This window comes from Cnuibacter sp. UC19_7 (genome assembly GCF_042699995.1).
Taxonomy (GTDB): domain Bacteria; phylum Actinomycetota; class Actinomycetes; order Actinomycetales; family Microbacteriaceae; genus Cnuibacter.
Map to the genome: position 1 here is coordinate 3249267 of NZ_CP170560.1, position 26347 is coordinate 3275613.

Below are 26347 nucleotides of genomic sequence, written 5' to 3' on the forward strand. Positions count from 1 at the left end.
GACGGCACGCCTTCTCGTCACGCGTGAGAGGCGGCGGCGTGTACGCCGCCTCTCACGCCGAGGGCGGCAGAAGCGCGAGTGCGTCGACAGATCGCGCGGTGCGCCGCAGGGGCGGCGGCGCACAAGACAAGCAGCCGCTCAAACCACGCCGTAGAGGCGGTCTCCGGCGTCGCCGAGGCCGGGGACGATGTAGCCCTTCTCGTTGAGCTTCTCGTCGAGGGCGCCCAGCACGAGGGTCACGTCGCGGCCCTCGGTGGCCTTCTCGAGCGCCTCGACGCCCTCGGGGGCGCCCAGCAGGCAGATCGCGGTGACGTCGGTGGCGCCGCGGCGGAAGAGGAACTCGATGGCGGCGGCCATCGATCCGCCGGTCGCGAGCATCGGGTCGAGCACGAAGCACTGGCGGCTGGAGAGGTCGTCGGGCAGGCGCTCGGCGTAGGTGGTGGGCTCCAGGGTCTCCTCGTTGCGCACCATGCCCAGGAAGCCGACCTCGGCGGAGGGCAGCAGCTTCGTCATGCCCTCGAGCATCCCGAGCCCGGCACGGAGGATGGGCACGACGAGCGGACGCGGCTCGGCGATGGTCACGCCGGTGGTCGTGGTGACGGGGGTGACGATGTCGATCGGGGTGACACGCACGTTCCGGGTGGCCTCGTAGGCCAGCAGGGTGACGAGCTCCTCGGTGAGCGCCCGGAAGGTGGGCGACGGTGTCGTCTCGTCGCGGAGGACCGTCAGCTTGTGGGTGATGAGCGGGTGGTCGGCGACGTGGATGCGCATCCTCACAATCTACTGGACCGCCCGGGGCGGCCGAGGGGCATAATGGCTTGTCGTCTGACGAGGGGAGCGCGATGCCGGGCCGCCACGCACGTCCCCTTCCCCCCGATGAGGACATCTCGGCCTGGATGGCTCTGGCTCTCGACGAGGCCCGGGCGGCCCTCGAGACCGACGACGTTCCGGTGGGCGCGATCGTGCTCGATGCGGCGGGCGAGGTGATCGGAGTCGGGCGCAACGAGCGCGAGCTGCGGCAGGATCCGAGCGCGCACGCCGAGATCGTCGCACTGCGGCAGGCGGCGTGGAAGATAGGCGACTGGCAGCTCGTCGACGCCACCCTCGTGGTGACGCTCGAGCCGTGCGTGATGTGCGCGGGCGCGATCCTCTCGGCCCGGATCCCGCGCGTGGTGTTCGGCGCGTGGGACGAGAAGGCCGGCGCGGTGGGCTCGGTCTACGACGTGCTCCGCGACCGCCGCCTGAACCACACGGTCGAGGTCGTCGCCGGCGTCGACGCGGAGGCCAGCGCCGCCCTCCTCACCGACTTCTTCCGCACCCGCTGAGCCGGGCCGGGCCGGGCTGAGCCGGGCCGGGGCGGGGCTTTGTCCAGGTTTCCGTCGGAAGAACCGCGATTCGCGACGGAAACGTGGACAGAGCCCGGAAGGCTCAGCGGGCGGGGGCGAGGCCCTCGAGGTACTCCGCGACGAGGGCGCGGGAGGCGCGCTGCTGCGCGTCGAGACGCTCCGCGGCCTCCGCGCGCAGGGCGGCCTCGTCGAGGCCCGCCGCGTCGAGGTACTCGCGGCCCGTGGCCACCCACTCCTCGTGCATCGGCGCCGTGAGCTCGGGGTGGAACTGGAGGGCGAGCAGCCACGAGCCGATCCCGTAGGCCTCGTTCGTGTACGCGCTCGACGACGCGAGCAGCGTCACGCCCTCGGGCAGGACGAAGGTGTCGCCGTGCCACTCCGCCATCGGCACGTCGACCACGTGCCGCACGGGCGACGCGAGTCCGCTCGCGGTGGGCTCGATCGCACGGAACCCGACGTCGGGCGCCGGCCCGCGCCGCACCGTGCCGTCGCCGCCGAGCGCCTCCGCGATCACCTGCGCGCCGAAGCAGACGCCGAACGTCGGCCGTTCTGCGCTCAGGCGCGACCGCAGGAAGGCGAGCTCGGGCGAGAGGAACGCGTGCTCCTCGTAGACGGCCCGCTCCGACCCGAGCACCACGACCAGGTCGGCGTCGCGAGCCCGTGTCAGGGACTCGGCGAAGTCGGGGCTGTCGGCATCCGCGTACTCGATCGTGTAGCCGTGCTCGACGAGCACGGGCTCGATGTTGCCGAGCGCGACCTTCTGCTCGTGCCGGATGACGACGCACCGGAGCGCGTCGGCCGATCGGCTCAATCCGAGCTCTTCACGACGATGGCCTCCGTGTTCGGCGCCTGCGACACCGGGGGCAGGTACACGTCGGGCTCGATGTAGATCACGCGGGCGAGGGGGACCGCGGCACGCACGTTCTCCTCGACCTCGTTGATGGTCTCGGCCACGTCGCGCAGCTCGGAGTCGGGCGCGAGCGCGATCTTCGCGCCGAGCAGCAGCTCGTCGGGGCCGAGGTAGAGCGTCTTCGCGTGGATGAGGCGGTCGACGCGGGGGGTGTCGGTGATGGCCTTCTCGATCGCGGCCATGTCGGCGTCGCTCGCGCCCTCGCCGACGAGGAGGCTCTTCGTCTCGATGCCGAGCACGATCGCGACCAGCACGAGGAGGGCGCCGATGAAGAGGGTGCCGATGCCGTCCCACAGCCCGTTGCCCGTGATGGTCGAGAGCACGACGCCGAGGAAGGCGAACAGCAGACCGGTGAGGGCGGCGGTGTCCTCCAGCAGCACGACGGGCAGCTCGGGCGCCTTCGCACGCCGCACGAACTGGATCCACGACTGGCGGCCGCGCGAGGGGTTCGACTCCTTGATCGCGGTGCGCAGCGAGAAGCCCTCGAGCCCCATCGCGATGACGAGGACCACGATCGGCAGCCAGGCGTTCTCGATCGGATGCGGGGTGGTCACCTTCTCGATGCCCTCGTAGATCGAGAACACGCCACCCACCGAGAACAGGATGATCGACACGACGAAGGCGTACACGTAGCGCTCGCGGCCGTAGCCGAACGGATGCTCCTTGTCGGCCCTCTTCCGCGACTGGCGCCCGCCGAGAAGGAGCAGCAGCTGGTTGCCGGAGTCGGCCAGCGAGTGGATGGACTCGGCGAGCATGGATGACGAGCCCGAGAACAGGAACGCGATGAACTTGGTGATCGCGATGCCGATGTTCGCCGCCAGCGCCGCCAGGATCGCCTTGCCGCCGCCCGATGAGCTCACTTCACGCACCTCTTCCGTCCTACGATGTCGCCAATCCTAGGATGGTCCCGTGACCTCCGCAGACATCGTGACACTGCCCTCCATCGCCCTGCTCGGGGCGGGCTCGATGGGCCGCGCCATCCTCTCCGGGCTGCTCAAGCCGGGCGTCGAGGTGAACGGGCCCGTGCACGTGACCAACCGCACGGATGCACGGGCGGCCGAGTTCGACGGCGTCGCGGGCGTGCGGGCGCACTCTCTCGAGTCGAATCCCGCCGCCAACCGCGACGCGGTCGCGCAGGCCGGCATGGTGATCATCGCGGTGAAGCCGGGGATGGTGCCCGACCTCCTCGACGAGATCGCCTCCTCGCTCGTGCCCGGGGCGATCGTGGTGAGCGTGGCTGCGGGCGTGCGGGCGGCGACCTTCGAGGCGCACCTGCCGACGACGGTCTCCGTCATCCGCACGATGCCCAACACGCCCGCCGTGGTGGGGAAGGCGGTGACGGGACTCGCGGCCGGGTCGCGGGCATCCGCCACCGAGATCGCCGTCGTGCGCTCGCTCTTCGAGACCGTGGGCACGGTGGTCGAGGTGACCGAGGACGGACTGGATGCGCTGGGCACGATCTCGGGATCCGGCCCGGCGTATGTGTTCCTCCTCATCGAGGCGCTCACGCAGGCGGCGATCGGCAAGGGATTCTCGCCGGAGCAGGCGGCGGAGCTCGCGAACGGCACGTTCGTCGGGGCCACGGCGCTGCTCGAGGCGAGTGGGAAGACGCCGGAGGAGCTGCGCATCCAGGTGACGAGCCCGAAGGGCACCACCGAGCGCGCGCTCGCGGTGCTGCAGGACGCCGACCTCCCGGCGCTCTTCGCGTCCGCGACGGACGCCGCGCTCGCCCGCACCCGCGAGCTCGCCGCCGGCGCCTGACCCGCGTGGCCCCAGGCCCGCGCGTGCCACCCGGCTTTGTCCAGGTTTCCGTCGCGAATCGCGCGAAAGGCGACGGAAACCTGGACAAAGCAGGACGGAGGACGCACGGGCGACGGGGCGCCCCGCGAGGTCAGCGGTCGCCGAGGGCGGCGAAGGTCTCGATGTCGGACTCGTTGCCCGACACGATGATGAGGTCGTGGTCGGAGACGACCGTGGCCTCTGTCGCGTAGGTGAAGGGCTTCCCCGGGCTCTTCACGCCCACGACGGTGACGTTGTACTTCGTGCGCACACCGGACTCGGTGAGGTTGAGGCCCCGGATGGGCTTCGGCGGGAACATCTTCACCAGCGCGAAGTCGTCGTCGAACTCGATGAAGTCGAGCATGCGCCCCGACACCAGGTGGGCCACACGCTCGCCCGCCTCGGCCTCGGGATAGATGACGTGGTGCGCACCGATGCGCTCCAGGATCTTGCCGTGCGACCGCGAGATCGCCTTGGCCCAGATCTGCGGCACCTCGAGGTCGACGAGGTTGGCGGTGATGAGCACGGACGCCTCGATCGACGACCCGACGGCGACCACGGCGATCTGGAACTCGGCGGCGCCGATCTGACGCAGCGCCTCGATGTTCTTCGCATCCGCCTGCACCGTGTGGGTGACCCGGTCGGACCACTTCTGCACGAGCCCCTCGTCGGAGTCGATGGCCAGCACCTCGCGCCCCAGCCGGTCGAGCTGACCGGCCGTGGCGGCGCCGAAGCGGCCGAGCCCGATGACGAGCACGGGGGCGTCGTGCTTGATGCGGTCAGCCAACGATGGGTCTCTCTTCCGGTCGCTTGAACAGCTGCCTGCGCTCGCTGGCCGCCAGCGCCGCTGCGAGAGTGACTGTACCAACGCGCCCCATGAACATGGTGATGGCGATGACGATCTGCGCGGGTTCCGAGGCGGACGCGGTGAGCCCCGTCGAGAGGCCGGAGGTCGCGAACGCGGAGATCACGTCGAACAGCACGTAGTCGAGCGGAGCCTTGGTGATCTGCAGCACCACCACGGTCGAGACCGCGACGGTCGTCGCGCCCCAGAGCACCACGCTCACCGCCAATCGGAGCACGTCGCCCGGGATGCGGCGTCCGAACGCCTCCATGTCCTGCACGCCGCGCGCCTCGGCGAAGGCGGCGAGGAAGAGCACGGCGAGGGTGGTCACCTTGATGCCGCCGGCGGTCGATGCCGAGCCGCCGCCGATGAACATGAGCATGTCGGTGACGAGCAGACTCGAGCCGTTCAGCTGCGAGATGTCGAAGGTCGAGAAGCCGCCCGAACGGGTCATCATCGACAGGAAGAAGCTCTGGAACACGGTGTCGCCCGCGTTCAGGCTGCCGAACGATCCCGGGTTGTCGAACTCGAGCACCAGGTACAGCACGCCGCCGAGCACGAACAGCAGCGCGCTCGTGACCAGCGTGAGCTTGACGTGCACCGACCACCGCGCCGGCTTCCCCGCCTTGTCGCGACGGCGGCGGGCCTTGATCGACCGCGTGAACGTGTAGATGACCGGGAAGCCGATGCTGCCGAGGAACACCCCGACCATCAGCACCGAGAGGAAGAAGTAGTCGTTCGCGAAGGGGGTCAGCCCCTCGGCGTTCGGGGAGAAGCCGGTGTTCGTGAACGCCATCGCCGAGTAGTAGAGGCTCTCCCAGGCGGCCGTGAGGGGCGGGATGCCGTCGGCGAGCATCCGGGGGAAGAGCAGCAGCGCTAGACCCACCTCGATCACCAACGCGCTCACTGCGACCGTGACCAGCAGTCCGCCGATCTCGCCGAGCCGCACCGCCTGGCCCTCGGCGACCGGGCCGTGGTGCATCCGGAGCGGGTTGGTGTCGCTCGCGGCGATGAGCTTGGCACGGAGGCCCAGCCGCCGTGAGATCACGAGACCGAGGATCGAGGCCAGGGTCAGCACACCCAGCGCGCCGATGTTCACGCCGATGTAGATGAGCGCGTGCCCGAACGGCGACCAGTGGGTGGCCATGTCGACGGTGGAGAGGCCCGTCACGCAGATCACGGAGACGGCGGTGAAGAGCGAGTCGACGAGATTCGTGGTGGTGCCCTCGGCCGAGGAGATCGGCAGCGAGAACAGCAGTGTGAACAGCAGGATCAGCCCGCCGAAGATCATGATCGCGAACCGCGAGGGGGAGTGCTCCGAGAACTCGCGGAGCGCACTGCGGATGCGGGCGGGCAGCGTGCGCGCGCGCAGGACGGGATTGCCGGTGGTGCCGGTCCGTCTGCGGCCCGCGCCGGCCCGAGGGTTCGGTCCCGTGCGAAGGGACATGCTCCTCCTCCTGCACGATCGGGCACCGAGGTGCACACGCACATTCCGCCGCGCGAATGCAGTTCATGCTACCCGGGGGCCCGTTGCGCGTGCAGCGCCGTTACCCTGGTGGCATGCCCGACATCTTCTCGGTGATCGCCGACCCGACGCGGCGCCAGTTGCTCTCGGCGCTGCTCGATCGGCACCTGTCCGACGAGGCGTCGTCCTCGGGCGCGGCGGCGGGCGAGGCGAGCGTGTCCGAGCTCGTGCATCGGCTCGAGCTCAGCCAGCCCACGGTGTCGAAGCACTTGAAGGTGCTGCGCGATGCCGGTCTGGTCGAGGTGCGCGAGGAGGGCCAGCACCGCTTCTACCGCCTCCAGACCTCGCCGCTCGAAGACATCGAGGACTGGATCGTGCCGTTCCTGGCCGCCGCCGACGAGGGCTCGGCCGACGACGACTCGCTGTGGGAGAACGCCTCCGAGGCGGTGCGTTCGGCGGCCGCCACGTTCGGTCAGAACGTGGGCCGGGCGGCGGCGGAGTCGAGCCACCGCTGGCGGTCGATGACGGACTGGCGGTCGCGGCTGCGCAAGTGACGCCGACCGGGCCGAGCTGCGCATCCGCACTGTGTTGTGTGCAGGATGGGCCAGCCCCTATAGTGTCGAATCATCACTTCTGTCACAGAGGCGGGGCGTCTGGGAGTGGGATCCATCAAGCGTTGGAGTGGGCGTGCCTGCAGATCTGAGTGACGTGCGGTTCCTCACCGTTGCAGAGGTGGCCGACATGATGCGCGTCTCCAAGATGACGGTCTACCGTCTCGTGCACTCCGGCGAGCTCCCCGCCATCCGCTTCGGACGCTCCTTCCGGGTGCCCGAATCGGCGGTCGCGGCGGTCGTGGAGCGCCGCGTCGACACCGCCTGAGAAGCGCTCGCGCGCATGCGCTAGACTTCTCCGAGGCGTTTTTCTGCCCGTCCGGCCGGTCTCGGTCCGGCCATCCGACTACGTGTGAGGTTCTTGTGGGTTCCGTTATCAAGAAGCGGCGCAAGCGCATGGCGAAGAAGAAGCACCGCAAGCTGCTTCGCAAGACTCGCCACCAGCGTCGCAACAAGAAGTAGAACGCGAGTTCTGCTGAGCTTCAGCGTCGGGCCTCTGGCCCGGCGCTTTCGCTTTGTCGGGGGCTCTCGAGCCCGTGCGTCAGACCTCGGTGCGGCGCCAGCGTCCCGGGGTCGAGCCGGTGTCGGCTCGCCAGGCCCGGATGAACGCCGTCGTGTCGGCGTAGCCCACCGAGCCCGCGACCTCGGCCACGCTGAGGCCGGTGTCTCGCAGGAGCGGACGCGCCGCGTCGAGGCGTACGCGCCTGACCAGGGATCCGAGCGACTCGTCCTCGTGCTCGAACGCCGCGAACAGCGTGCGCAACGACACATGGAACCGGGCGGCGATCGTCGCCGCCGACAGGTGCGGATCGGCGAGGTGCTCGCGGACGTGCTCCCGCACGGCGGCGACGAGATGGCCCGGCAGCATGCGGTCCAACCGCTGCACGGACGCATGCTCGGCCAGCAGCAGCCGAGCCGCCTCGATCATCCGCACGCCGTGGGCCGCCGACATGCTGCGGAGCTCGTCGCCGAGGAGGCGCCGCCCCACCGAGGTCGTCGCGGCCCGGATGGCGTATGGCCGGCCCGACCACCTCACGCCGACACCGTCAGGCCCGATCCCACCCAGGACCTGGACCGGGACCTGCACGATGCTCGTCCGGAACTCCTCCGGGTAGTGGAAGGTGAACGGGCGGCTCGCGTCGTAGACCGCGACGTCACCCGCCGAGAAGCGGGTCAGTTCCCCGTCCTGATCGAGGATCAGCGAGCCGGAGTGCACGAGCTGCAGCTGCGTGCTCTCGAGCGCGATGGGGGGCACCTGGTCGAGAAGGGCGACGACGTCCTGCGGGACCGACGCGATCTGCGCGACCGCGACCTCGCTCAGGGAGTACCGGCGCATCCGGCGGTACACGGCGGTCTCGGAGAGCGTGGTGGCCTGCATCTGCACGAGCACGCAGCTCGGGTTGGCCGGCAGCTCCACGATCGCCTCCCTCGTCCGATCCAGCATGACACGCGGATCCGCTGCCGCGGCCGGGCATAGGCTTGTCGCGTGGCCGACGTGCAGATCACCTTCCTCGCGAAGCCCGGTTGCCACCTCTGCGACGACGCCCGCACGATCGTGCGCGACGTCCTCGCCGGACTCGCCGACCATCCGGATGCGCCCGCCGTGACGTACACCGAGCTGTCGATCCTCGAGAACCCGGCGCTGTTCGACGAGTTCGCCGAGGAGATCCCGGTCGTGATGATCGACGGCGCGGTCCACACCATCTGGCGGGTCGAGCCCGACCGCCTCCGCACCGCGATCCTGGAGAGAGCATGATCCGCCACGTCGTCGCCTGGAAGCTGGCCGCCACCGACCCCGCGCAGAAGGAGGTCGACGCGGCGCGCATCGTCTCCGAGCTGAGCGCGCTCGTGGGAGTGGTCGACAGCATCCGGTCGCTGCAGGTGGGCGCCAACATGGCGTACGCCGACCGCAACTGGGACGTCGTGCTCGTAGGCGACTTCGACGACCTCGCCGGGCTCGACGCGTACCAGGTGCACCCGTCGCACGTGGCCGCCGCCGGGGTGGTGCGCACGCTCGTCACCGACCGTGCGTCGGTCGACATCGAGGTGTGAGCGAGCCGTTCGCGCTCGAGACCCCGCGTCTGCTGCTGAGGCGCTGGAGGCCGGAGGACCTCGCGCCGTTCGCGGCGATGAACGCGGACCTCGAGGTGATGCGGTACTTCCCGGCGCCGCTCTCGCGCACGGCGTCGGACGAGCTGGCCGCTCGCGCCGATGCTGGCTTCGAGCGGCGCGGGTACGGGCTGTGGGCACTCGCGCTGCGGTCCGACGGCTCCTTCCTCGGGTTCACCGGGCTCAACCCGATGCCGGAGGGAGTGCCCGGGGCGGAGGGAGTGGAGGTCGGATGGCGCCTCGCCCGCGAGCACTGGGGTCGGGGTTACGCGACCGAGGCGGCGCGAGCCGCGGTCGCCTTCGGCTTCGAGACGGTGGGGTTGACGCGGATCGACTCGATCACCGCGGTGCTCAACGAACCCTCGCAGCGGGTGATGCGGCGGCTCGGGATGCGGGCTGCCGAGCGCTTCGAGCATCCACGGGTTCTTGTCGGGTCGCCGCTGCGGCCGCACATCCGGTACGTGCTGGAACGGCCGGACGGGGTGGGCTGAGCGCGCGGGCGGGTCTCGGAAGGCATGCTCGGAGGGCTCGGAGGGCTCGGAGGGCTCGGAGGGCGAGGGTATAGCGTGACGCCGTGCGCGATGGTTTGCGGGCTCGACTGGGGCGCGGTGTCCTCGCGTTGATCGCCGCCGCGCTCGTCGTGGGCGTGCTGCTCGTGGTGCTGCCGGAGCCGTCGGCGGTGATCCTCGGGATCGCGCTGAGCGCCTCGCTCAGCCGCAGTCAGCTGGAGCGTGACGCCCGGGGGCGGATCGAGGCGCTGGTGCTGCTGCCGGTCGTCGGCGTGCTGGGCTTCGGGATCGGCGCGGTGCTGCGCGCGAACCTCGTGGTGGGTGCCGTCGTCTACGTGGGCGCGCTCGTCGCCGCGATGCTGCTGCGCGGACGCGGGCCCGTGTGGCGGCGGGTGAGCGCTCTGGTCGCGACACCGTTCCTCGCCGTGCTGTTCCTCCCGGCGGCGCCGGGCGCCGACCGTGGTCCGCTGGCCGCGGTGCTCATCCCCGTGGGGGTCGCCGTGCTCGCCTGGGCGGCGGTGACCGTGGTGCAGGTGGGAGCCCGCGCGGTGGGCCTCCTGCCGCGCGGTGTGACGGGGGTGCCCGGCGAGGCGAGGCGAGCGGCCGACGCTGCGGTTGCCGCGAACGCGGTCGAGCCCGCTGCCGCGAACGCGGTCGAGTCCGGTGCGGAGGCGACGCCTGCCACCGCCCTTCCGTCGCCCGCGGGCACGTCGCGCTCGGGACCCCGGCCGCCCGCCGAGGTGCGGTCCGCCGCGCAGCTGGGCGCCGCCCTCGTCGTGGCGTTCCTCGTGGGCGGGCTCGCCTTCGGCGACCACTGGCCGTGGGTCGTGCTGAGCGCGGTCATCGTGGCGTACCTGCCGCGGGGGAGAGCGGATGCGGTTCGCACCGGGCTCCACCGCCTGGTCGGCGCGGCCGCGGGCTCGCTCGTCGCGCTGGTCCCCGTCGCCGTGCTCCCGAGTGACAGCACGGTGCTCGTCGTGCTCGCCCTCGCGGCGATCGCCCTCGGCATCCTGCTGCGCGAGGTCGGCTACGCCGCGTGGGCGTTCGGCGTGACGGTCGCGCTCACGCTGCTCGAGCGGCTGACCGGCCAGCCCTCGCCGCTGATCGGTCAACGACTCCTCGAGATCGTGATCGGCGTCGCGATCGGGCTGCTGGCGGTCTGCCTGGTGTTCCCGATCCGCACGACCGACGTGGTGCGGTCGCGGTTGAAGGATGTGCTGGCCGCGGTCTCCGACCGACTCGCCGCCGACGATCCGGAGGTTGCGCAGGCAGCGGAGCTCCGCATCCGCTCGACCCTCCGCGAGCTCGACCGCTCGGCGGCCGGACTCACCGACGCCGGTCGCGCGCTCGCCCTCGTACGGCGGCCCCCGCCGCGTGCGGTGGAGTGGGCGGCCGACGCGCACACGCTCGGCGCCTACGCGGTCGCTGCGCCGTGGCCGGCGCCGGCAGCCATCCGCCGCGCCGTGGGCGACGCGCGCCGCGCCCTCCGCACACCCGACGACCTCGGGCCCGCGCTGCGCCGCGCCGTGGACCTGTGCTGAGGGGCGGCACACGGGCCGCGGCCGGGTGCGCCGCCGCCTGCTACGGCAGCAGGCGGGTGGGGCCGCGGAAGAGGTAGACGACCTCGCGGAGGTTCGACTGGTGCAGCATGAGCATCAGCACGCGCGAGAGGCCCATGCCGAAGCCGCCGTGCGGGGGCACGCCGTAGCGGAAGAAGTCGAGGTAGAAGCCGAGCTCCTCGGGGTCGAGCCCCTTCTCCTTCGCCTGCTCGATCAGCACGTCGACGCGGTGCTCGCGCTGCGCGCCGGTCGAGATCTCGACGCCGTTGTAGACGAGGTCGTAGCTCTGCGTGAGCGCCGGGTCGTCGGCGTGACGCATGTGGTAGAACGGCCGGATGCTCGACGCGTAGTCGGTGAGGAACACGAAGTCGTGTCCGAACTCCTCCTTGACGTACGCCGCGATCTGACGCTCGCCCTCCGGGTCCATGTCGTCGTCGGCGCGCTGCACCTCGTAGCCGCGCTCTGCGACGATCCGCTTCGCCTCGGCGAGCGGGATGCGCGGGAACGGCAGCGCGGGGATCTCGAGCTCGACGCCGAACAGCTCGGCGATCTCGGCACCGTGCTTCTCCTTCACCGCGGTGATGCCGGCGACCATGAGCTGCTCGTGCATCCGCATGACGTCCTCGGCGGAGTCGATCCAGGAGATCTCGGCGTCGACGCTGGTGAACTCGGTGGCGTGACGGCTCGTGAACGACGGGTCGGCGCGGAACGCGGGACCGACCTCGAACACGCGGCCGAAGCCGGCCGGCTGCGCCATCTGCTTGAAGAACTGCGGGCTCTGCGCGAGGTACGCCTTGCCCTCGAAGTACTCGACCTCGAACAGCTCCGCGCGCGACTCCGACGCCGAGGCCATGAGCTTCGGGGTGTGGATCTCGATGAAGTCGTTCTCGACCCACCAGGTGCGCCAGGCGTGCTCGAGCGTGGTCTGCACACGGAAGACGAGGTTCATCTCGGGGCGGCGGAGGTCGAGGAAGCGCCAGTCGAGGCGCTTGTCGATGCCCGAGTCGGCCGCGATCGGCGTCTCGGGGATGGCCTCGGTCTCGACCGTGAGGCTCGTCAGCTTGACCTCGATGCCGCCGAGCTTCACGCGCTCGTCGTGCTTCAGCTCGCCCGTGACGGTGACGAACGAGCCCTGGGCGAGACCCGAGATCGTGGTGGCGATCTGCTCGGTCTCGTCGTTCCGGGGGTTGACCAGCTGCACCGCGCCCGACTCGTCGCGCAGTACGACGAACTGCACCTTCTTCTGATCGCGCACCGTGTCGACCCATCCGCGGACGGTGACGGGGCCGTCCTCGAGGGCGGCGAGGTTCTTGACAAGGGTGCGTTCGGTCACGGTCATCGAGTCTAGCCGCGGCAGCGTCTCGGCGCGGCGGGCGGATGCGGGAGACTGGGCGGATGAGCACGACCCGCATCCCCGCGCCGCTGCTCGCGGTGGCGGCGATCGTGAGCGTGCAGTTCGGCAACGCGTTCGCCGGCTCGTTCTTCGCGCAGGTGGGCCCGCTCGGCGCGGCCGCGATGCGCCTCGCGTTCGGGGCGCTCATCCTCGCCGTCGTGGTGCGCCCGCGGGTGCGGTCGTGGGATGCGCGCACCTGGGCCGGCGTGGTCGGACTCGGCGTCGCGCTGGGCGGGATGAACTCGCTCATCTATCTCGCGATCCATGAGATCCCGCTCGGGGTCGCCGTCACTGTCGAGCTGTTCGGGCCGCTCGCGGTGGCCGTGGCGGGCATCCGGCGCTGGGTCGACGCGGTGTGGGTGCTGCTCGCGCTCGGCGGGGTCGCGCTGCTCGGGCTCGAGGCGGGTGGAACGCTCTCGCTGCTCGGCCTCGTCCTCGCCGCGGGCGCCGCCGCGTTCTGGGCGCTCTACATCGTCATGTCGTCGCGCCTGGGCTCACGGGTGCGCGGGGTCGACGGGCTGGCCGCGGCGATGGTCATCGCGGCGGTGCTGGTCGTGCCGTTCGGCGTGGTGCAGGCGTCGGATGCGGTGGTCGCCGACCCGTGGCTGCTGGCCGTCTTCGTGCTCGTGGCGCTGCTGACCTCGGCGATCCCGTATGCGCTCGAGTTCGTCGCGCTGAAGACGATGCCCGCGCGCGTGTTCGGTGTGCTGTCGTCGCTCGGCCCGGCGATGGCGGCACTCGCGGGCCTCCTCGTGCTGCACCAGCTGCTCGCGCCCGTGCAGCTCGCCGCGATCGTGCTCGTCACCGCCGCCTCCATCGGAGTGGTCGCCACCTCCCGCCGACCCGGCGCGGGCGCAGCCCCCGAGCTCGTGGAGTAGCGCGCCCGCGCTCGCTGTGCTGCTGCGTTTCGCCATACTGGTGGAGTTTCGCCACGCGCATGCGGGTGGCGAAACGCCAGGAGGGTGGCGGAACCGGCGGAGTGCGGTCGGGCGCGTCGCGTCACGTCGGGAGCGCGTCAGCGGCAGAGGCGGGTGCGGATCCAAGGGCCCACGCCCGCCAAGGGGAGCGCGCCCGAGCCCAGGGACTCGACGAGGTCGAGGGCGGTCTCGCTGAGGCGGCCGTCCGGGGTGTCGGGGGTATCGCGCAGCACGTGCGTCACGAGCAGGCGTGTGAGGCGCGGGCCGATCCGCGCGGCGACCGCGACCGTGCCGGCGAAGTGCCTCACCTGTCCCGACGTGAGGTCGTCGTACTCCCGGCGGAAGCCGCCGCCCTTCACGTGGTTGCGGCCGCCGCGCGCCGCATCCGCCCACCAGAACGGGCCGGCGCGCACCCCGGCGGCCTGCTCGCCCAGCGCGACGAGGAAGCTCCGCGGCGAGTGCGGCGGGACCTCCTCGGCGAGCCGGTCGGCGATCGACCCCAGCCTCTCGCACGCACTCGCCATCCCTCCATCCTGCACGGGCCTCCGCGCATCCTGCACAGGCATCCGGGGCTGGCGATGCATCCACAGGTTCCGCATCCAGCAAACTGATAGGCGCGGCGGAAATAGACTGGAGCCCGTGCCTGCTGACCGCGTCCATCTCGTCCGCCACGGAGAGGTCTTCAACCCCGAAGGCGTCCTGTACGGGCGGCTGCCTCACTTCGGGCTCTCCGACCTGGGCAAGCGCATGGCCGCGGCCGCGGCCGACGACCTGGTGTCGCGCGGCCGACCGGTCACCGGGCTCTTCTCCTCGCCCCTGCAGCGCGCCCGCGAGTCGGCGCAGCCGATCTCCGAGGCGTTCGGCCTCGAGCCGCAGATCGATGAGCGCATCATCGAGCCGACCAACGCGTTCGAGGGCACGCGGATGCGCGGCCCCGGCGGCTCCCTCCGCCGGCCCGCGAACTGGCGCTACCTCGTGAACCCGTGGAAGCCGAGCTGGGGCGAGGCGTTCAGCTCCGTCACGGCGCGGATGCTCGCCGCCATGAACGACGCGCGTCACAGCGTCGAGTCCGGCGACGTCGCGATGGTCAGCCACCAGCTGCCCATCTGGGTCACGCACCTCGTCATCACCGGCAAGCGCCCTGCGCACGATCCGCGCAAACGCCGCTGCGCCCTGTCGAGCATCACGAGCTTCGAGTGGCACGACGGTCGATTCGTCGAGCTCGGCTACACCGACCCCGGCGCGCCGATCGCGTCCGATGCCACCGACGTGGGGGCGGTGTGATGCGCGCTCCGCGCCTCGAGCTCCCCGCCCGTGCCCGTCGTCGCCGGAGCGTCTCCGTGATCGGGGCGGCGATCGCGGTCGCGGCGTCCGTCGCGCTCGCGGGCTGCACCAGCGACCCCCTCGCCGACCAGTTCCGCGACGGCGACAGCAAGAACTACATCGCCGGCGACGGCACCGTCACCGAGATCGCCGCCGCCGACCGCGGCGAGCCGGTCGAGTTCCAGGGCGCCGCCACCGACGGCTCCACCATCTCCTCGAGCGACCTCGAGGGCAAGGTCGTCGTCCTCAACTTCTGGTACGCCGAGTGCGCCCCGTGCCGTGCCGAGGCGCCCGACCTCGAGAAGCTCGCCAAGCAGTACGACGGCAAGGGCGCCGAGTTCCTCGGCGTCAACGTGCGCAACCAGGCCGCGACCGCTGAGTCGTTCGCGCAGACCTACGGCATCACCTACCCGTCGATCGTCGACACCGACGGCGCGCTGCAGCTCGCCTTCGCGGGCACGGTCGCGCCGAACGCCGTGCCGACCACCCTCGTGATCGACGCGGAGGGCCGCGTCGCCGCGCGCATCCTCGGTCAGGTGTCCGAGCCGTCCACACTCGACACCCTCATCCGCGACACCATCGCCGAGAAGAGCTGACGGCGTGGCCAACCCGTTCGCCGAGATCATCCTGAACGGACAGCTGCTGCTGGCGATCCCCGTGGCTCTGCTGGCCGGCCTGGTCTCGTTCGCGTCGCCCTGCGTGCTGCCGCTCGTGCCCGGGTACCTCGCCTACGTGGGCGGCATGACCTCGGCGAGCGAGATGAAGCAGGGCCGGCGCAGGCTGGTGCTCGGCATCGCGCTGTTCATCCTCGGGTTCTCGGCCGTCTTCCTCGCCTACTCCGCGGTGTTCGGCGCGCTCGGCACGTGGCTGATCGTCTGGCAGGATCTCGTCACCCGCATCATGGGCGTCGTCGTCATGGCGCTGGGCGTGGTGTTCATCGGGCAGTTCAGCTTCCTGCAGCGCACCATCCGCCCCTCGTGGCGACCGGCCACGGGACTCGCGGGCGCCCCCATCCTCGGCATCGTCTTCGGCCTGGGGTGGACGCCCTGCATCGGCCCCACCCTCGGCGCCATCCAGGCCCTCGGGCTGACGTCCGGCTCGGCGTGGACGGCCATGCTGCTCGGCCTCTTCTACTGCATCGGACTCGGCGTCCCCTTCCTCCTGGTCGCCCTCGGCCTCAACTGGGTCACCGGCTCGGTCGCGTTCCTGAAGCGCCACATCCGCATCATCAACATCGTGGGCGGTGCCCTGCTGGTGGCGATCGGACTGCTCATGGTCACCGGCGTCTGGACCACCTGGATGCTCTCGCTGCAGGGGGTGATCGGCGGCTTTGTCACGCCCATCTGATTACGCCGACACCTCCGAGCGGATCGGCGAAGGCCCTCGCGCAGGAGGTGCAGGAGGGGGCGCAGGCTCCGGTTCCGGCGACGACATCACCCAGCCCAAGCTGGGGCCGATCGGCTGGATCCGCTGGTTCTGGCGCCAGCTCACCAGCATGCGCACGGCGCTGTTCCTGCTCCTGCTGCTGGCGCTCGCGGCGGTGCCGGGCTCGCTCGTGCCGCAGCGCTCCAGCGACCCGAACGGCGTCACCCAGTACTTCGTCGACAACCCCGACCTCGCGCCGTTCCTCGACAAGCTGCAGGTGTTCGACACCTACTCGTCGGTGTGGTTCTCGGCCATCTACCTGCTGCTCTTCATCTCGCTGATCGGGTGCATCCTCCCGCGCACGAAGCACCACTTCGACGCGATGCGGGCGAAGCCGCCGCGTACGCCGGCGCGTCTCTCACGGCTGGCCGGGTTCACGACCCGCGACATCCCCCACCAGGATGAGGGTGCGGCTCAGGCCTCCGCCGCCTCCGTCATCGACTCCGCGCGCACGGTGCTCAAGCGCGCGCGCTACCGCACGGTGGTGTTCACGGGGTCGGATGCGCGCACGGGCCGCGAGACCGTCTCGGTCTCCGCCGAGCGCGGCTACCTGCGCGAGACGGGCAACCTCGTGTTCCACGCGTCGCTCGTGGGTGTGCTCGCGGCGGTGGCCGTGGGCGGAAGCCTCGGCTACAGCGGGCAGCGTGTGCTGGTCGAGGGGCAGACGTTCGTGAACACGCTGCTCGCCTACGACTCGTTCAACCCGGGCCGCTTCTTCTCGGAGGGCGAGCTCGATCCGTACACGCTCACCCTCGACTCGTTCGACGCGACCTACGAGACGGAGTCGATCCGCGCCTTCGGTCAGCCGCTCGACTACTCCGCGCACGTCTCCACCAGCGAGGGCGGGAACGACGCCGACAGCGAGATCAAGGTGAACGATCCGCTGAAGATCGGCGGCACCGACGTCTACCTCCTCGGCAACGGCTACGCGCCCACCATCACGGTGCGCGACCCGTCCGGCGCGGTGGTCTACACCGATTCGGTGCCCTTCCTCCCGCAGGACGCCGCCCTCACCTCGCTCGGCGTCATCAAGGTGCCCGATGGGCTGTCGACTCAGGTCGGGCTCATCGGCTTCTTCTACCCGACGCAGGCGCAGTCCGACACCGGCGCGTTCTACTCGTCGTTCCCCGACCTCGAGTACCCGGTGCTCACGCTCAACGTCTACGGTGGCGACCTCGGGCTCGACGCCGGCGTCCCCACCTCGGTCTACTCGCTCGACACCGACACGATGACGCAGCTCGCCGGCACCGACTCCGCCACCGCGGCGCTGCAGCTGCAGCCCGGGCAGACGGCCGACCTGCCCGACGGGCTGGGCACCGTGACGTTCGACGGGGTGAAGCGCTTCGCGTCGCTCGACATCCACCACGACGCCGCGCAGGGGTGGGTGCTCGTGTTCGCGATCCTCATCCTCGCGGGCCTGCTCACCTCGCTGTTCGTGCCGCGGCGCCGCGTCTGGGTGAAGGCGACGGAGCGCGCCGACGGCAGCGTGCACGTCGAGTACGCCGGCCTCGCCCGCGGCGACGACCCGCGCCTCGCGGAGGCGGTGGCGGCGATCGCGGATCGGCACGCCGCCGCGCTCGGGCTCGAGCCTGCCGAGGCCGCCGCCGGCTCCGGGACGGACCCGCAGCGCTAGACCAGCTCCCAGCCCATCCCGGGCTCGACGACGTAGCGTGCCCGGCATGGACGAGCGAGCGAGACGGACCGCGGCGGGCGACGTGGCGGCGGGCGCACGGCGTGTGGCAGGCGGGGCGCGGGAGCGCATCCGATCCGTGCCCGCGGCCGACCGCGTCTACCGCACGGGCGTCGGTGTCGTGGGCGGCGGCACCGTGCTGCTCGGGCTCGCGCTCATCCCGCTGCCCGGGCCGGGCAGCCTCATCGCGCTCGGCGGGGTGGCGCTCCTCGGCACGGAGTTCGAGCCCGCCCGCAAGGTGAGTGTGAAGGCGAACGCGGCCGCCCGCCGCGCCGCCTCCGCGGTGAAGGAGCGCCGCGCGCGCCGCCGCGAGCAGGCCTGACGCCTCTGCAGGCGTGCTCGCGCGCCCTCATCCCGTCGCCTCGACACCGGATTCACCGAAGCCCCGTCGGTATGGGCGGGGGCTCGAGCCTTTCTGGTGCTGCAGCGGCCGCCGCGCGTCCTTGACCCGTCGCCTCGACACCGAGTTCACTGAAGCCCGGCCGTATGGACAGGGGCTTGAGCGTTTCCGGTGCTGAAGCGGCGGTGCCGCGGCCGGGTCGACGTCGGTCGTCACGAAAAACGGTCGAGCCCCGCCGTATTCGCGGGGCTCGACCGTATTCCGTGATGAGCGTCGGGCTCTACGCGGTGGGAATGCCCACCTGCTCGGCGGAGACGTCGGCGCCGGGCGCCGACGGCTCGAGCTCCGCCGCCACACGCAGGGAGAGCGTGGCGTCGACGTTGTGCCAGTACTCGAGCACGCGCTGGCGCAGCGACGGGATGGTCACCTTCGAGACGTGCCCGGCGATGTTCGAGACGAGGCGGTCGCGCGCGGCGTCGTCGAGCACGTCGCGCACGAGGGTGCCCGCCTGACCGAAGTCGTCGTCGTCGCGGTGGAGGGTGGCGGCGGCGCGCACGAGCTCGCCGTCCGACTCCCAGCCGTAGCCCTCGCCCGCGCGGGCGGCGTCGGCGTGCGGGCCCCCGTGCGAGTTGGGCGCGTACACCGGGGTCTCGGGCGAGTTGAACTGGTAGCGCATCGCGCCGTCCTTCGAGTAGGTGTGCACCGGCGCCTTCGGCGCGTTCACCGGCAGCTGCGCGTGGTTGGTGCCCACGCGGTAGCGGTGCGCATCCGCGTAGCTGAAGATGCGCGCGAGCAGCATCTTGTCGGGGCTCGCCGCGATGCCGGGCACGAAGTTCGACGGCGCGAACGCGGCCTGCTCGATCTGTGCGAAGTAGTTCTCCGGGTTGCGGTCGAGGCGCATGGTGCCGACCTCCATGAGCGGATAGTCGGCGTGCGGCCACACCTTCGTCAGGTCGAACGGGTTGAAGCGGTAGTCCGCCGCGTCGGCGTACGGCATGACCTGCACCGAGAGCGTCCAGGTCGGGTGCTCGCCCCGCCCGATGGCGGAGGACAGGTCGCGGATGTGGAAGTCGGCGTCCTCGCCCGCGATCTGGTCGGCCTGCGCCTGGGTGAGGATCTCATTGCCCTGGTCGGTCTTGAAGTGGTACTTCACCCAGAAGCGCTCGCCGGCGGCGTTGATCCACTGGTAGGTGTGCGAGCCGAAGCCGTCCATGTGGCGCCAGGAGGCGGGCAGACCGCGGTCTCCCATGAGCCACGTCACCTGGTGGGCCGACTCGGGCTGCAGGGTCCAGAAGTCCCACTGCATGTCGTGGTCGCGGAGGTGGCTGCCGGGAAGGCGCTTCTGCGAGCGGATGAAGTCGGGGAACTTGATCCCGTCGCGGATGAAGAAGACCGGGGTGTTGTTGCCGACCAGGTCGTAGTTGCCCTCATCCGTGTAGAACTTGATCGCGAAGCCGCGGGGGTCGCGCCAGGTGTCGGGGCTGCCCTGCTCGCCGGCGACGGTGGAGAAGCGCACCAGCAGATCGGTGGTGGCGCCCTTCTGGAACAGGGAGGCGGACGTGAACTGGCTGACGTCGGCCGTGGTGGTGAAGGAGCCGAAGGCTCCGCCGCCCTTGGCGTGCACGACGCGCTCGGGGACGCGCTCGCGGTTGAACTGGGCGAGCTTCTCGACCAGGTAGTGGTCGTGAAGGGCGATCGCGCCGTCGCGCCCCACGCTCATCGAGTGCTGGTCGCTGGCGACCGGGGCTCCCGAGTTGGTGGTGGTGTAGCTGGTGTCGGACATGGGGGTCCTCCTGTTCAGGCGGGTGAGGTGTGTCAGGCACGCACGGGGACGTCCGCCGCCTGGCAGGCGGGGCACAGTCCCCAGAACGTGACCTCTGCCGTCGTGATCGCGTAGCCACCCGTCGACGACGGCGTGAGGCAGGGGGCCTCGCCGTGCACGCAGTCGACGTCGTCGACGGCACCGCAGCGGGTGCACACGACGTGGTGGTGGTTGTCTCCGGTGCGCCGCTCGTACCGCGCGGGAGACCCCGCGGGCTCGATGCGGCGGAGGAGACCCGCGTCCGTCAGCGCGCCGAGCACCACGTACACCGCCTGGAGGGAGGTGCCGGGCAGATCGCGGGCGACGGCCTGGAAGACCTCGTCGGCGTCGGCGTGCGGACGGGTGTCGAGCGCACGCATGACGGCCCTCCGGGGTGCGGTCACCCGCAGCCCGGCCTGCCGGAGCGTCGTCTCGATCTCGATCACGGGATCCACCCTGTCACGCTTTTATGAACAGTTCAAAAGAACGCGCCGAGCATCCGGTGAACGTCAGGCTGGGAGCGCGTAGCATCCTAGTGTGACGCAGACCCTCGACGAGATCTCTCTCATCCTCATCTACTCGGCCATGGCCGTGTACGCGCTCGCGTTCATCGCGTTCGCGCTCGATCTCGCCAAGCGGTCGAGCGAGGTCAAGCGGCAGGAGCTCGGCGCTGCGGCCGAGGAGTCCGCAGAGGTCCCGGTCATCGCCGGCGTGACCACCGCATCCGGTGCCGTGCTGAACCCGACCTCGGCGAGCGCTGTCACCGCCGCCCCCGCGCGGGGCGCAGGACGTGGGGCGGGCGCGGGGCGCGGAGCCGGTCGCGGATCGGGCGCGGTCGCCGCCACGGTCGAGAAGCCGAAGCGCTCGGTGCCGCTACGGCTGGGCGTCTCGTTCACCGTCCTGGGCCTCGTGATCCAGGTGGTCGGCGTCGTCCTCCGTGGCATCGCGGCCGACCGGGTGCCGTGGGCGAACATGTACGAGTTCTCGATCACGGGCACGGCGATCATCGTCGGTGTCTTCCTGCTCGTGCTGCTGCGCCAGGATCTCCGGTTCCTCGGCACGTTCGTGCTGGGCCTGATCCTCATCCTGCTGGGCGTCGCGACCGTCAACTACTACGTGCCCGTCTCGCCGCTGCAGCCGGCGCTGCAGTCGGCGTGGCTCGTCATCCACGTGCTCGTTGCCATCATCGGCACGGCGTTCTTCTCCCTCGGCGGTGCACTGAGCGTCATCCAGCTGTTCCAGACCCGGGGCGACATGCTGTCGCGCGCGGCCTCGGCGGTGAAGCTGCGGTTCCTCCGCACGATGCCCGACGCCGACACCCTCGAGCGCCTGGCCTACCGGGTCAACATCGTGGGCTTCGTGCTCTGGACCTTCACCCTCATCGCCGGTGCCATCTGGGCCGAGCGGGCCTGGGGCCGCTACTGGGGATGGGACACCAAGGAGGTCTGGACCTTCATCATCTGGGTGATCTACGCCGGGTACATCCACGCCCGTGCCACCCGCGGCTGGCGCGGCTCGCGCTCCGCGTGGCTCGCGATCATCGGGTTCGCGGCGGTGCTCTTCAACTTCGGTGTGGTGAACGTCTTCTTCAAGGGCCTGCACGCCTACTCCGGGCTCTGATCCCCCACTTCGTCCCCTGATTCGTCACTTTCCGCGGGTGTGAGCCGCCCGCACCAGCCGAAAGTGACGGATCAGGAGGTGGGAGCGAGGAGGGCATGGCAGCGGGCGACGCGCTCGTGCCACCACTGCGTCCGCTCGGGTGAGGCTGCGTAGCGGGCGACGAGCTCCGCATCCAACTGGGGGCGGTGCACGCGGATGCGGCCGTCCCTCGGCACGAGGCTCTCGCGGACGACGTCGCCGGTGAAGAGGTCGACGGTGGCGAGCCCGCAGTCGTGGTCGAGGGCGGGCAGCGCAGCGGCGAGCGCGGCGCCCATCGCGATGCCGACGCTGGTCTCGAGCGCGCTCGACACCACGGCAGGCAGCCCCGCCGCCTCGACGATCTCGAGCGCTCGACGCACGCCGCCCAGCGGCTGCGCCTTCACCACGAGCAGGTCCGCCGCCCCGGCGCGCGCCACCTCGAGGGGATCCGACGCCTTGCGGACGCTCTCGTCGGCGGCGACGAGGATCCCGAGGTCATGGATGCGCGCTCGCACCTGGGCGAGCTCGTCGACGGTCGCGGAGGGCTGCTCGACGTACTCGAGGTCGTACGGCTCGAGCGCCCGAACGGCGTGCTCGGCCTCGTCGACGTTCCATCCACCGTTCGCGTCGAGGCGGATGCGGCCCTCCGGCCCGAGCAGACGCCGCACCTCGCGGACACGGGCCACGTCGTCGTCGAGCGACTGCCCTCTCTCGGCGACCTTGACCTTCACCGTCCGGCAGCCGTCGTAGTGCGCGAGCACCTCGGCCACCGCCTCCGCCGGCACGGCGGGGAGGGTCGCGTTGACCCACACCTCGTCGCGGAGCGCGGGCGGCTGCTCCGTCCAGCCGAACTCGATCGCGGCGCGCAGCCAGTGCGCCGCCTCCTCGTCCTCGTACTCCGGGAAGGGGCAGAACTCGGTGACGCCGGCCGGCCCCTCGAGCACCACGCTCTCGCGCACCGTCTGCCCGCGGAAGCGGGTGTGCAGGGGGATCGCGACCACGTGCATCCGGTCGAGGAGGTCGTCGAGGGCGGGGACGGTGCCGGTCATTGCACAAGTCTGTCGTGTCTGCTCTCCGTCCCCAATGTCTATGGACGGCCCGGGCGCCGAAGGCCTCGCGCGTAGGCTGAAAGGCATGAGCGCACTGCCCGGAGTCTCCGACATCTTCGACCCCACCGAGTGGCGTGAGGTGCCCGGGTGGGAGGGCCTCACCGACATCACGTACCACCACGATGTGGAGGGGCGCGTCGCCCGCGTCGCGTTCGACCGGCCCGAGATCCGCAACGCGTTCCGGCCGCACACGGTCGACGAGCTGTACGCCGCGCTCGACGACGCGCGCCAGAACCCGCGCATCGGCGTGGTGCTGCTCACGGGCAACGGGCCGAGCCCGCGCGACGGCGGCTGGGCCTTCTGCAGCGGCGGCGACCAGCGCATCCGCGGGCGCGACGGGTACAAGTACTCCGAGGAGGAGACGGCCGCCGGCATCGACCCCGCCCGCGCGGGCCGGTTGCACATCCTCGAGGTGCAGCGCCTCATCCGCTTCATGCCGAAGGTCGTCATCTGCGTCGTGCCCGGGTGGGCCGCCGGCGGCGGGCACTCGCTGCACGCGGTCGCCGACCTCACGATCGCGAGTGCCGAGCAGGCCCGCTTCAAGCAGACCGACGCCGACGTCGGCTCGTTCGACGGCGGGTACGGCAGCGCCTACTACGCCAAGCAGGTGGGGCAGAAGCTGGCGCGGGAGGTGTTCTTCCTCGCCCAGGAGTACAGCGCGCAGCGCGCGTACGAGATGGGGGCGGTCAACGCCGTCGTCCCGCACGCCGAGCTCGAGGTCGAGGCCCTGCGGTGGGCGCGCATCGTCCTCGGCAAGTCGCCCACGGCCATCCGCATGCTGAAGTACGCCTTCAACGCGACCGACGACGGGATGGTCGGCCTGCAGCTGTTCGCGGGGGAGGCCACACGTCTCGCCTACGGCACCGACGAGGCGGTCGAGGGGCGCGACTCCTTCCTCGAGAAGAGGGACGCCGACTTCGGTCGCTTCCCGTACCACTACTGAGGCGGGGTGGGCTCTGTGCGTCGCCTCGAGGTGATCGACGGGTCGAACCCGCACACCGTGGGCATCGCGCTCCGGGCGGCGCTCTCCCGCGAGGGTCCCGCGATCCTGCCGCGTGAGCGTGCGGCGCTGGGCGAGACCGCCCTCGGGTCGGATGCGGTGGGTGGCGATGTCCCTGCTGAGATCCCACTTCCGGTCGCGCTCGTCGTCGAGACCTCGGGGTCATCGGGGGCGCCCAAACGGGTGGCACTGAGCGCCGACGCGCTGCTGGCGTCGGCCGCGGGATCGGAGTCGGCGCTCGGTGGGCCAGGGCAGTGGCTGCTCACGCTGCCCACGCACTACGTCGCGGGCATCCAGGTGCTCGTGCGGGGGATCGCCGCGGGCACGACGCCCGTGGTCGCCCCCGCCGGCCGCTTCACCGCACAGGGGTTCGCCGCCGCGGCCGCCGAGCTCGAGCACCCCGTCCGCTACACGTCGATCGTCCCCGTGCAGCTCGCGAGGCTCGTCGAGGCGGCCGAGCGCGAGGCCGAGATCCGCGCGGCGGTAGCGCGGTTCGACGCGATCCTCGTCGGCGGGCAGGCGCTCGCGCCCGCGCTCGCCGACCGCGCCCACGATCTCGGGTTCCGGGTGGTGCGCACCTACGGTTCGAGCGAGACCGCGGGCGGGTGCGTCTACGACGGCTCGCCGATCGGCCGCACCATCGTGCGCGAACGTGGCGGCGAGCTGCAGATCGCGGGCCCGTCGCTCGCGGAGGGGTACCTCGACGAGGCGCTCACCGCCGAGCGCTTCATCGTCGACGACGGGTTGCGCTGGTACCGCACCGGCGACGCCGGGTCGGTCGCCGGCGAGGGCGACGCCGTCCGCGTGCAGGTGACCGGGCGGCTCGACAACGTCATCATCTCGGGTGGCGTGAAGGTCGCGCTCGATCGGGTCGAGCGGCTGGTGCAGGCCGTGCCCGGGTTCGAACAGGGAGTGGTGGTCGCGCGCGACGACGACGAGTGGGGCCAGGTCCCGGTCGTGGTGACGGATGCGCGGGTGCCCACCGGTGCGCTCTGGCGGCTGCGCGACGCGGTCGCCGAGGTGGCGGGCCGCGCCGCGGCGCCCGACGAGATCGTCGAGGTCGAGCGCCTGCCGCGTCTCGCGTCGGGCAAGCCGGATCGCGTGGGCCTGACCCGCCTGCTCGCCGTGCGGGATCACGCAGGAACTCCACCAAGCGGTGGGGTCTAGTATTCAGCCGATGTCCAAGACGAAGAAGCGCCCCCAGGGCAGTCCCGCGCGTACCGCAGACGGCGGCCGTCCCGGCCGCACGGTGAGCGACTCCGGTCGCCAAGGAGCGGGGAGCCGCGGCCGCAATGCGGGCCGGTCCGGAGCGACGAAGAAGACCGGCAAGCCCCGATCGGCCGTCCGTGCCTGGATCTCGGGCGCGCGCCTGCGGACCCTTCCGCTCTCGATCGCGCCGGTGGCGCTCGGCACGGGCGCGGCCATGGTCCCCACGGAGGACATCTCGAAGCTGCGTGTGCTGCTGTGCCTCCTCGTCGCGATCTTCCTGCAGATCGGCGTGAACTACGCCAACGACTACTCCGACGGAGTGCGCGGCACCGACGCGTTCCGGGTCGGACCGCCTCGGCTCACGGGATCGGGCGCGGTCCGGCCGCGCACGGTCCTGATCGTCGCGCTGAGCTTCTTCGCGCTCGCGGCGGTGTCAGGTCTCGTGCTCGTGGTGCTCACCGGGTACTGGTGGCTGCTCGCCGTCGGGGCCGTGGCCATCCTCGCCGCGTGGTTCTACACGGGCGGCAAGCACCCGTACGGGTACTACGCCCTGGGTGAGCTGTTCGTGTTCGTCTTCTTCGGGCTGGTCGCGACGGCGGGCACCACGTTCATCCTCGCCGGAGAGGTCAACACGGAGGCGTGGCTCGGCGGCATCGCCATCGGAGCGCTGGCCTGCGCCGTGCTGATGGCCAACAACATCCGCGACATCGAGCAGGACAAGCTGGCCAAGAAGCGCACCCTCTCGGTGCTCATCGGGCGGACGGCGTCGCGGGTCGTCTACGTGGTGTGGATCGTCATCGCGTACGCGGTGCTCGCATTCCTGTCGCTGCTGTACCCGAAGGCGCCGCTGGTGTTCTTCACCCTGCTGCTGTCGGCGCCGGCCACGCTCATCATGCTCACGGCGAAGACGCCCAAGGAGTTCATCCTGGTGCTGCAGCTCACGAGCTTCTTCGCCCTCGCCTACGGCGTGGGGTTGGGGCTCGCGCTCGGGTACTGAGCGGGGGCGTCGTCCAGTGATGGGCGCGCGGGCGACAGCGTGACCGGGTGCCGCTAGCGGGCCTCTAGTGGGCGTCCGGCCGGTCGTCGGCGCGGTCGTCGACCGCGCGATCCTCGACGCTCTCGTCCTCCGATACCCGCGCTGGCGCCGCTGAGCGGGCCGAGCGGTTGGCGCGGGCGGCGTACAGCGTCTTCGATGCCTCCTCGCGCGGCCGGCGCAGGAAGATGATCGAGATGCACAGCGCGATGATCGCGGCGAGGATCGCGGCCACCCACGGCACGATCTGGAGGAACAGCAGGAGGGCGAGCACGACCGCGAAGACGCCCAGACGGATGAGCGAGTACAGGATCCACGTGCGGCCGGAGTTCACCCT

Annotated in this window: 31 protein-coding genes; 19 read left to right on the forward strand and 12 right to left on the reverse strand. The window is 71.2% G+C overall.

What is annotated here, in order from left to right:
* Positions 1-138: 138 nt before the first annotated feature.
* The gene (gene upp / locus ACFJGV_RS15500; protein WP_378144882.1) at positions 139-771 is read right to left on the reverse strand and encodes a uracil phosphoribosyltransferase; all 633 of its coding nucleotides are present in this window, start codon (positions 769-771) and stop codon (positions 139-141) included.
* Between the two features lie 71 nt (positions 772-842).
* On the opposite strand from upp, the gene tadA reads away from it, so the two are divergent.
* The gene (tadA, locus tag ACFJGV_RS15505) at positions 843-1325 is read left to right on the forward strand and encodes a tRNA adenosine(34) deaminase TadA (RefSeq protein WP_378144883.1); all 483 of its coding nucleotides are present in this window, start codon (positions 843-845) and stop codon (positions 1323-1325) included.
* Positions 1326-1428: 103 nt separating this feature from the next.
* Here the strand turns inward: tadA and ACFJGV_RS15510 are convergent, their stop codons facing one another.
* A complete protein-coding gene (locus tag ACFJGV_RS15510) occupies positions 1429-2157 on the reverse strand; it encodes a glutamine amidotransferase (RefSeq protein WP_378144884.1) in 729 nt (242 codons plus the stop codon).
* Positions 2154-3116 (reverse strand): cation diffusion facilitator family transporter, encoded by a 963-nt coding sequence (locus ACFJGV_RS15515; RefSeq protein WP_378144885.1) that lies wholly within the window; start codon positions 3114-3116, stop codon positions 2154-2156. The genes ACFJGV_RS15510 and ACFJGV_RS15515 overlap by 4 nt, the downstream gene beginning before the upstream one ends.
* Positions 3117-3165: 49 nt before the next feature.
* Between ACFJGV_RS15515 and proC the strand changes: the two genes are divergently transcribed.
* A complete protein-coding gene (gene proC, locus ACFJGV_RS15520) occupies positions 3166-4017 on the forward strand; it encodes a pyrroline-5-carboxylate reductase (protein WP_378144886.1) in 852 nt (283 codons plus the stop codon).
* Positions 4018-4147: 130 nt separating this feature from the next.
* Here the strand turns inward: proC and ACFJGV_RS15525 are convergent, their stop codons facing one another.
* Both ACFJGV_RS15525 and ACFJGV_RS15530 read right to left on the reverse strand, forming a co-directional pair.
* Positions 4148-4822, reverse strand: coding sequence for a potassium channel family protein (locus ACFJGV_RS15525; RefSeq protein ID WP_378144887.1), 675 nt, complete (start codon positions 4820-4822; stop codon positions 4148-4150).
* Positions 4815-6326 (reverse strand): TrkH family potassium uptake protein, encoded by a 1512-nt coding sequence (locus ACFJGV_RS15530; RefSeq protein ID WP_378144888.1) that lies wholly within the window; start codon positions 6324-6326, stop codon positions 4815-4817. Before ACFJGV_RS15530 ends, ACFJGV_RS15525 begins: the two co-directional genes overlap by 8 nt.
* A gap of 113 nt (positions 6327-6439) precedes the next feature.
* Between ACFJGV_RS15530 and ACFJGV_RS15535 the strand changes: the two genes are divergently transcribed.
* From ACFJGV_RS15535 to ACFJGV_RS15545, 3 genes are all read left to right on the forward strand, one after another.
* On the forward strand, positions 6440-6898 hold the full coding sequence (locus ACFJGV_RS15535) for an ArsR/SmtB family transcription factor (protein WP_378144889.1): 459 nt from the start codon (positions 6440-6442) through the stop codon (positions 6896-6898).
* A gap of 133 nt (positions 6899-7031) precedes the next feature.
* The gene (locus ACFJGV_RS15540) at positions 7032-7223 is read left to right on the forward strand and encodes a helix-turn-helix domain-containing protein (protein ID WP_115365171.1); all 192 of its coding nucleotides are present in this window, start codon (positions 7032-7034) and stop codon (positions 7221-7223) included.
* 95 nt (positions 7224-7318) lie between these two features.
* A complete protein-coding gene (locus ACFJGV_RS15545; protein ID WP_003792170.1) occupies positions 7319-7417 on the forward strand; it encodes a 30S ribosomal protein bS22 in 99 nt (32 codons plus the stop codon).
* Between the two features lie 79 nt (positions 7418-7496).
* Here the strand turns inward: ACFJGV_RS15545 and ACFJGV_RS15550 are convergent, their stop codons facing one another.
* Positions 7497-8399 carry a helix-turn-helix domain-containing protein gene (locus ACFJGV_RS15550; RefSeq protein ID WP_378144890.1) on the reverse strand — a complete coding sequence of 301 codons (903 nt, stop codon included), beginning with the start codon at positions 8397-8399 and terminating at the stop codon, positions 7497-7499.
* A gap of 42 nt (positions 8400-8441) precedes the next feature.
* Here ACFJGV_RS15550 and ACFJGV_RS15555 point away from each other — a divergent pair, with 42 nt between their 5' ends.
* From ACFJGV_RS15555 to ACFJGV_RS15570, 4 genes are all read left to right on the forward strand, one after another.
* Positions 8442-8711: a glutaredoxin family protein gene (locus ACFJGV_RS15555; RefSeq protein WP_378144891.1), complete on the forward strand. Its 270-nt coding sequence runs from the start codon at positions 8442-8444 to the stop codon at positions 8709-8711.
* The gene (locus tag ACFJGV_RS15560; protein WP_378144892.1) at positions 8708-9007 is read left to right on the forward strand and encodes a Dabb family protein; all 300 of its coding nucleotides are present in this window, start codon (positions 8708-8710) and stop codon (positions 9005-9007) included. The genes ACFJGV_RS15555 and ACFJGV_RS15560 overlap by 4 nt, the downstream gene beginning before the upstream one ends.
* Positions 9004-9555, forward strand: coding sequence for a GNAT family N-acetyltransferase (locus tag ACFJGV_RS15565; RefSeq protein WP_378144893.1), 552 nt, complete (start codon positions 9004-9006; stop codon positions 9553-9555). Before ACFJGV_RS15560 ends, ACFJGV_RS15565 begins: the two co-directional genes overlap by 4 nt.
* An 83-nt stretch (positions 9556-9638) precedes the next feature.
* Positions 9639-11114, forward strand: coding sequence for an FUSC family protein (locus tag ACFJGV_RS15570; protein ID WP_378144894.1), 1476 nt, complete (start codon positions 9639-9641; stop codon positions 11112-11114).
* Positions 11115-11154: 40 nt separating this feature from the next.
* On the opposite strand, the gene aspS is transcribed toward ACFJGV_RS15570, so the two are convergent.
* Positions 11155-12471: an aspartate--tRNA(Asn) ligase gene (aspS, locus tag ACFJGV_RS15575; protein ID WP_378144895.1), complete on the reverse strand. Its 1317-nt coding sequence runs from the start codon at positions 12469-12471 to the stop codon at positions 11155-11157.
* Positions 12472-12527: 56 nt separating this feature from the next.
* Here aspS and ACFJGV_RS15580 point away from each other — a divergent pair, with 56 nt between their 5' ends.
* Positions 12528-13403 (forward strand): DMT family transporter, encoded by an 876-nt coding sequence (locus tag ACFJGV_RS15580; protein ID WP_378144896.1) that lies wholly within the window; start codon positions 12528-12530, stop codon positions 13401-13403.
* A gap of 137 nt (positions 13404-13540) precedes the next feature.
* On the opposite strand, the gene ACFJGV_RS15585 is transcribed toward ACFJGV_RS15580, so the two are convergent.
* The gene (locus ACFJGV_RS15585) at positions 13541-13966 is read right to left on the reverse strand and encodes a hypothetical protein (RefSeq protein ID WP_378144897.1); all 426 of its coding nucleotides are present in this window, start codon (positions 13964-13966) and stop codon (positions 13541-13543) included.
* A gap of 115 nt (positions 13967-14081) precedes the next feature.
* Here ACFJGV_RS15585 and ACFJGV_RS15590 point away from each other — a divergent pair, with 115 nt between their 5' ends.
* The 5 genes from ACFJGV_RS15590 to ACFJGV_RS15610 are packed head-to-tail and all read left to right on the forward strand — an operon-like array spanning position 14082 to position 18202.
* The gene (locus ACFJGV_RS15590; protein ID WP_378144898.1) at positions 14082-14726 is read left to right on the forward strand and encodes a histidine phosphatase family protein; all 645 of its coding nucleotides are present in this window, start codon (positions 14082-14084) and stop codon (positions 14724-14726) included.
* Complete coding sequence (locus ACFJGV_RS15595; protein ID WP_378144899.1) at positions 14726-15361, forward strand: TlpA family protein disulfide reductase; 636 nt, start codon at positions 14726-14728, stop codon at positions 15359-15361. Before ACFJGV_RS15590 ends, ACFJGV_RS15595 begins: the two co-directional genes overlap by 1 nt.
* Before the next feature lie 4 nt (positions 15362-15365).
* Positions 15366-16112: a cytochrome c biogenesis CcdA family protein gene (locus ACFJGV_RS15600; protein WP_378144900.1), complete on the forward strand. Its 747-nt coding sequence runs from the start codon at positions 15366-15368 to the stop codon at positions 16110-16112.
* Entirely contained in the window at positions 16096-17823 is a 1728-nt protein-coding gene (locus tag ACFJGV_RS15605) for a cytochrome c biogenesis protein ResB (protein WP_378144901.1), read from the forward strand. Before ACFJGV_RS15600 ends, ACFJGV_RS15605 begins: the two co-directional genes overlap by 17 nt.
* A gap of 46 nt (positions 17824-17869) precedes the next feature.
* The gene (locus ACFJGV_RS15610) at positions 17870-18202 is read left to right on the forward strand and encodes a PGPGW domain-containing protein (RefSeq protein WP_378144902.1); all 333 of its coding nucleotides are present in this window, start codon (positions 17870-17872) and stop codon (positions 18200-18202) included.
* Positions 18203-18500: 298 nt separating this feature from the next.
* On the opposite strand, the gene ACFJGV_RS15615 is transcribed toward ACFJGV_RS15610, so the two are convergent.
* Complete coding sequence (locus ACFJGV_RS15615; RefSeq protein WP_378144903.1) at positions 18501-20003, reverse strand: catalase; 1503 nt, start codon at positions 20001-20003, stop codon at positions 18501-18503.
* A 32-nt stretch (positions 20004-20035) separates the two neighbouring features.
* On the reverse strand, positions 20036-20476 hold the full coding sequence (locus tag ACFJGV_RS15620; protein WP_378144904.1) for a Fur family transcriptional regulator: 441 nt from the start codon (positions 20474-20476) through the stop codon (positions 20036-20038).
* A gap of 82 nt (positions 20477-20558) precedes the next feature.
* Between ACFJGV_RS15620 and ccsB the strand changes: the two genes are divergently transcribed.
* Positions 20559-21641 (forward strand): c-type cytochrome biogenesis protein CcsB, encoded by a 1083-nt coding sequence (gene ccsB, locus ACFJGV_RS15625; protein WP_378144905.1) that lies wholly within the window; start codon positions 20559-20561, stop codon positions 21639-21641.
* A 71-nt stretch (positions 21642-21712) separates the two neighbouring features.
* Here the strand turns inward: ccsB and ACFJGV_RS15630 are convergent, their stop codons facing one another.
* On the reverse strand, positions 21713-22708 hold the full coding sequence (locus tag ACFJGV_RS15630; RefSeq protein WP_378144906.1) for an o-succinylbenzoate synthase: 996 nt from the start codon (positions 22706-22708) through the stop codon (positions 21713-21715).
* Positions 22709-22793: 85 nt separating this feature from the next.
* Here ACFJGV_RS15630 and ACFJGV_RS15635 point away from each other — a divergent pair, with 85 nt between their 5' ends.
* The 3 genes from ACFJGV_RS15635 to ACFJGV_RS15645 are packed head-to-tail and all read left to right on the forward strand — an operon-like array spanning position 22794 to position 25974.
* Entirely contained in the window at positions 22794-23711 is a 918-nt protein-coding gene (locus ACFJGV_RS15635) for a 1,4-dihydroxy-2-naphthoyl-CoA synthase (RefSeq protein WP_378144907.1), read from the forward strand.
* Between the two features lie 15 nt (positions 23712-23726).
* On the forward strand, positions 23727-24935 hold the full coding sequence (locus ACFJGV_RS15640; protein WP_378148743.1) for an AMP-binding protein: 1209 nt from the start codon (positions 23727-23729) through the stop codon (positions 24933-24935).
* Positions 24936-24945: 10 nt separating this feature from the next.
* Positions 24946-25974 carry a 1,4-dihydroxy-2-naphthoate polyprenyltransferase gene (locus ACFJGV_RS15645; RefSeq protein WP_378144908.1) on the forward strand — a complete coding sequence of 343 codons (1029 nt, stop codon included), beginning with the start codon at positions 24946-24948 and terminating at the stop codon, positions 25972-25974.
* A gap of 64 nt (positions 25975-26038) precedes the next feature.
* Here ACFJGV_RS15645 and ACFJGV_RS15650 read toward each other — a convergent pair whose 3' ends face one another.
* Positions 26039-26344, reverse strand: coding sequence for a DUF4229 domain-containing protein (locus ACFJGV_RS15650; RefSeq protein WP_378144909.1), 306 nt, complete (start codon positions 26342-26344; stop codon positions 26039-26041).
* Between the last annotated feature and the right edge of the window lie 3 nt (positions 26345-26347).

Bases quoted from the DNA above. Each gene is read 5' to 3' on its own strand.
- ACFJGV_RS15580 (WP_378144896.1), top strand. From the start codon at position 12,528: ATGAGCACGACCCGCATCCCCGCGCCGCTGCTCGCGGTGGCGGCGATC.
- ACFJGV_RS15615 (WP_378144903.1), bottom strand. From the start codon at position 20,003: ATGTCCGACACCAGCTACACCACCACCAACTCGGGAGCCCCGGTCGCC.
- ACFJGV_RS15550 (WP_378144890.1), bottom strand. From the start codon at position 8,399: ATGCTGGATCGGACGAGGGAGGCGATCGTGGAGCTGCCGGCCAACCCG.
- tadA (WP_378144883.1), top strand. From the start codon at position 843: ATGCCGGGCCGCCACGCACGTCCCCTTCCCCCCGATGAGGACATCTCG.
- ACFJGV_RS15585 (WP_378144897.1), bottom strand. From the start codon at position 13,966: ATGGCGAGTGCGTGCGAGAGGCTGGGGTCGATCGCCGACCGGCTCGCC.
- ACFJGV_RS15635 (WP_378144907.1), top strand. From the start codon at position 22,794: ATGAGCGCACTGCCCGGAGTCTCCGACATCTTCGACCCCACCGAGTGG.
- ACFJGV_RS15610 (WP_378144902.1), top strand. From the start codon at position 17,870: ATGGACGAGCGAGCGAGACGGACCGCGGCGGGCGACGTGGCGGCGGGC.
- ACFJGV_RS15645 (WP_378144908.1), top strand. From the start codon at position 24,946: ATGTCCAAGACGAAGAAGCGCCCCCAGGGCAGTCCCGCGCGTACCGCA.
- ACFJGV_RS15630 (WP_378144906.1), bottom strand. From the start codon at position 22,708: ATGACCGGCACCGTCCCCGCCCTCGACGACCTCCTCGACCGGATGCAC.
- ACFJGV_RS15530 (WP_378144888.1), bottom strand. From the start codon at position 6,326: ATGTCCCTTCGCACGGGACCGAACCCTCGGGCCGGCGCGGGCCGCAGA.
- ACFJGV_RS15560 (WP_378144892.1), top strand. From the start codon at position 8,708: ATGATCCGCCACGTCGTCGCCTGGAAGCTGGCCGCCACCGACCCCGCG.
- ACFJGV_RS15595 (WP_378144899.1), top strand. From the start codon at position 14,726: ATGCGCGCTCCGCGCCTCGAGCTCCCCGCCCGTGCCCGTCGTCGCCGG.
- upp (WP_378144882.1), bottom strand. From the start codon at position 771: ATGCGCATCCACGTCGCCGACCACCCGCTCATCACCCACAAGCTGACG.
- ACFJGV_RS15535 (WP_378144889.1), top strand. From the start codon at position 6,440: ATGCCCGACATCTTCTCGGTGATCGCCGACCCGACGCGGCGCCAGTTG.
- aspS (WP_378144895.1), bottom strand. From the start codon at position 12,471: ATGACCGTGACCGAACGCACCCTTGTCAAGAACCTCGCCGCCCTCGAG.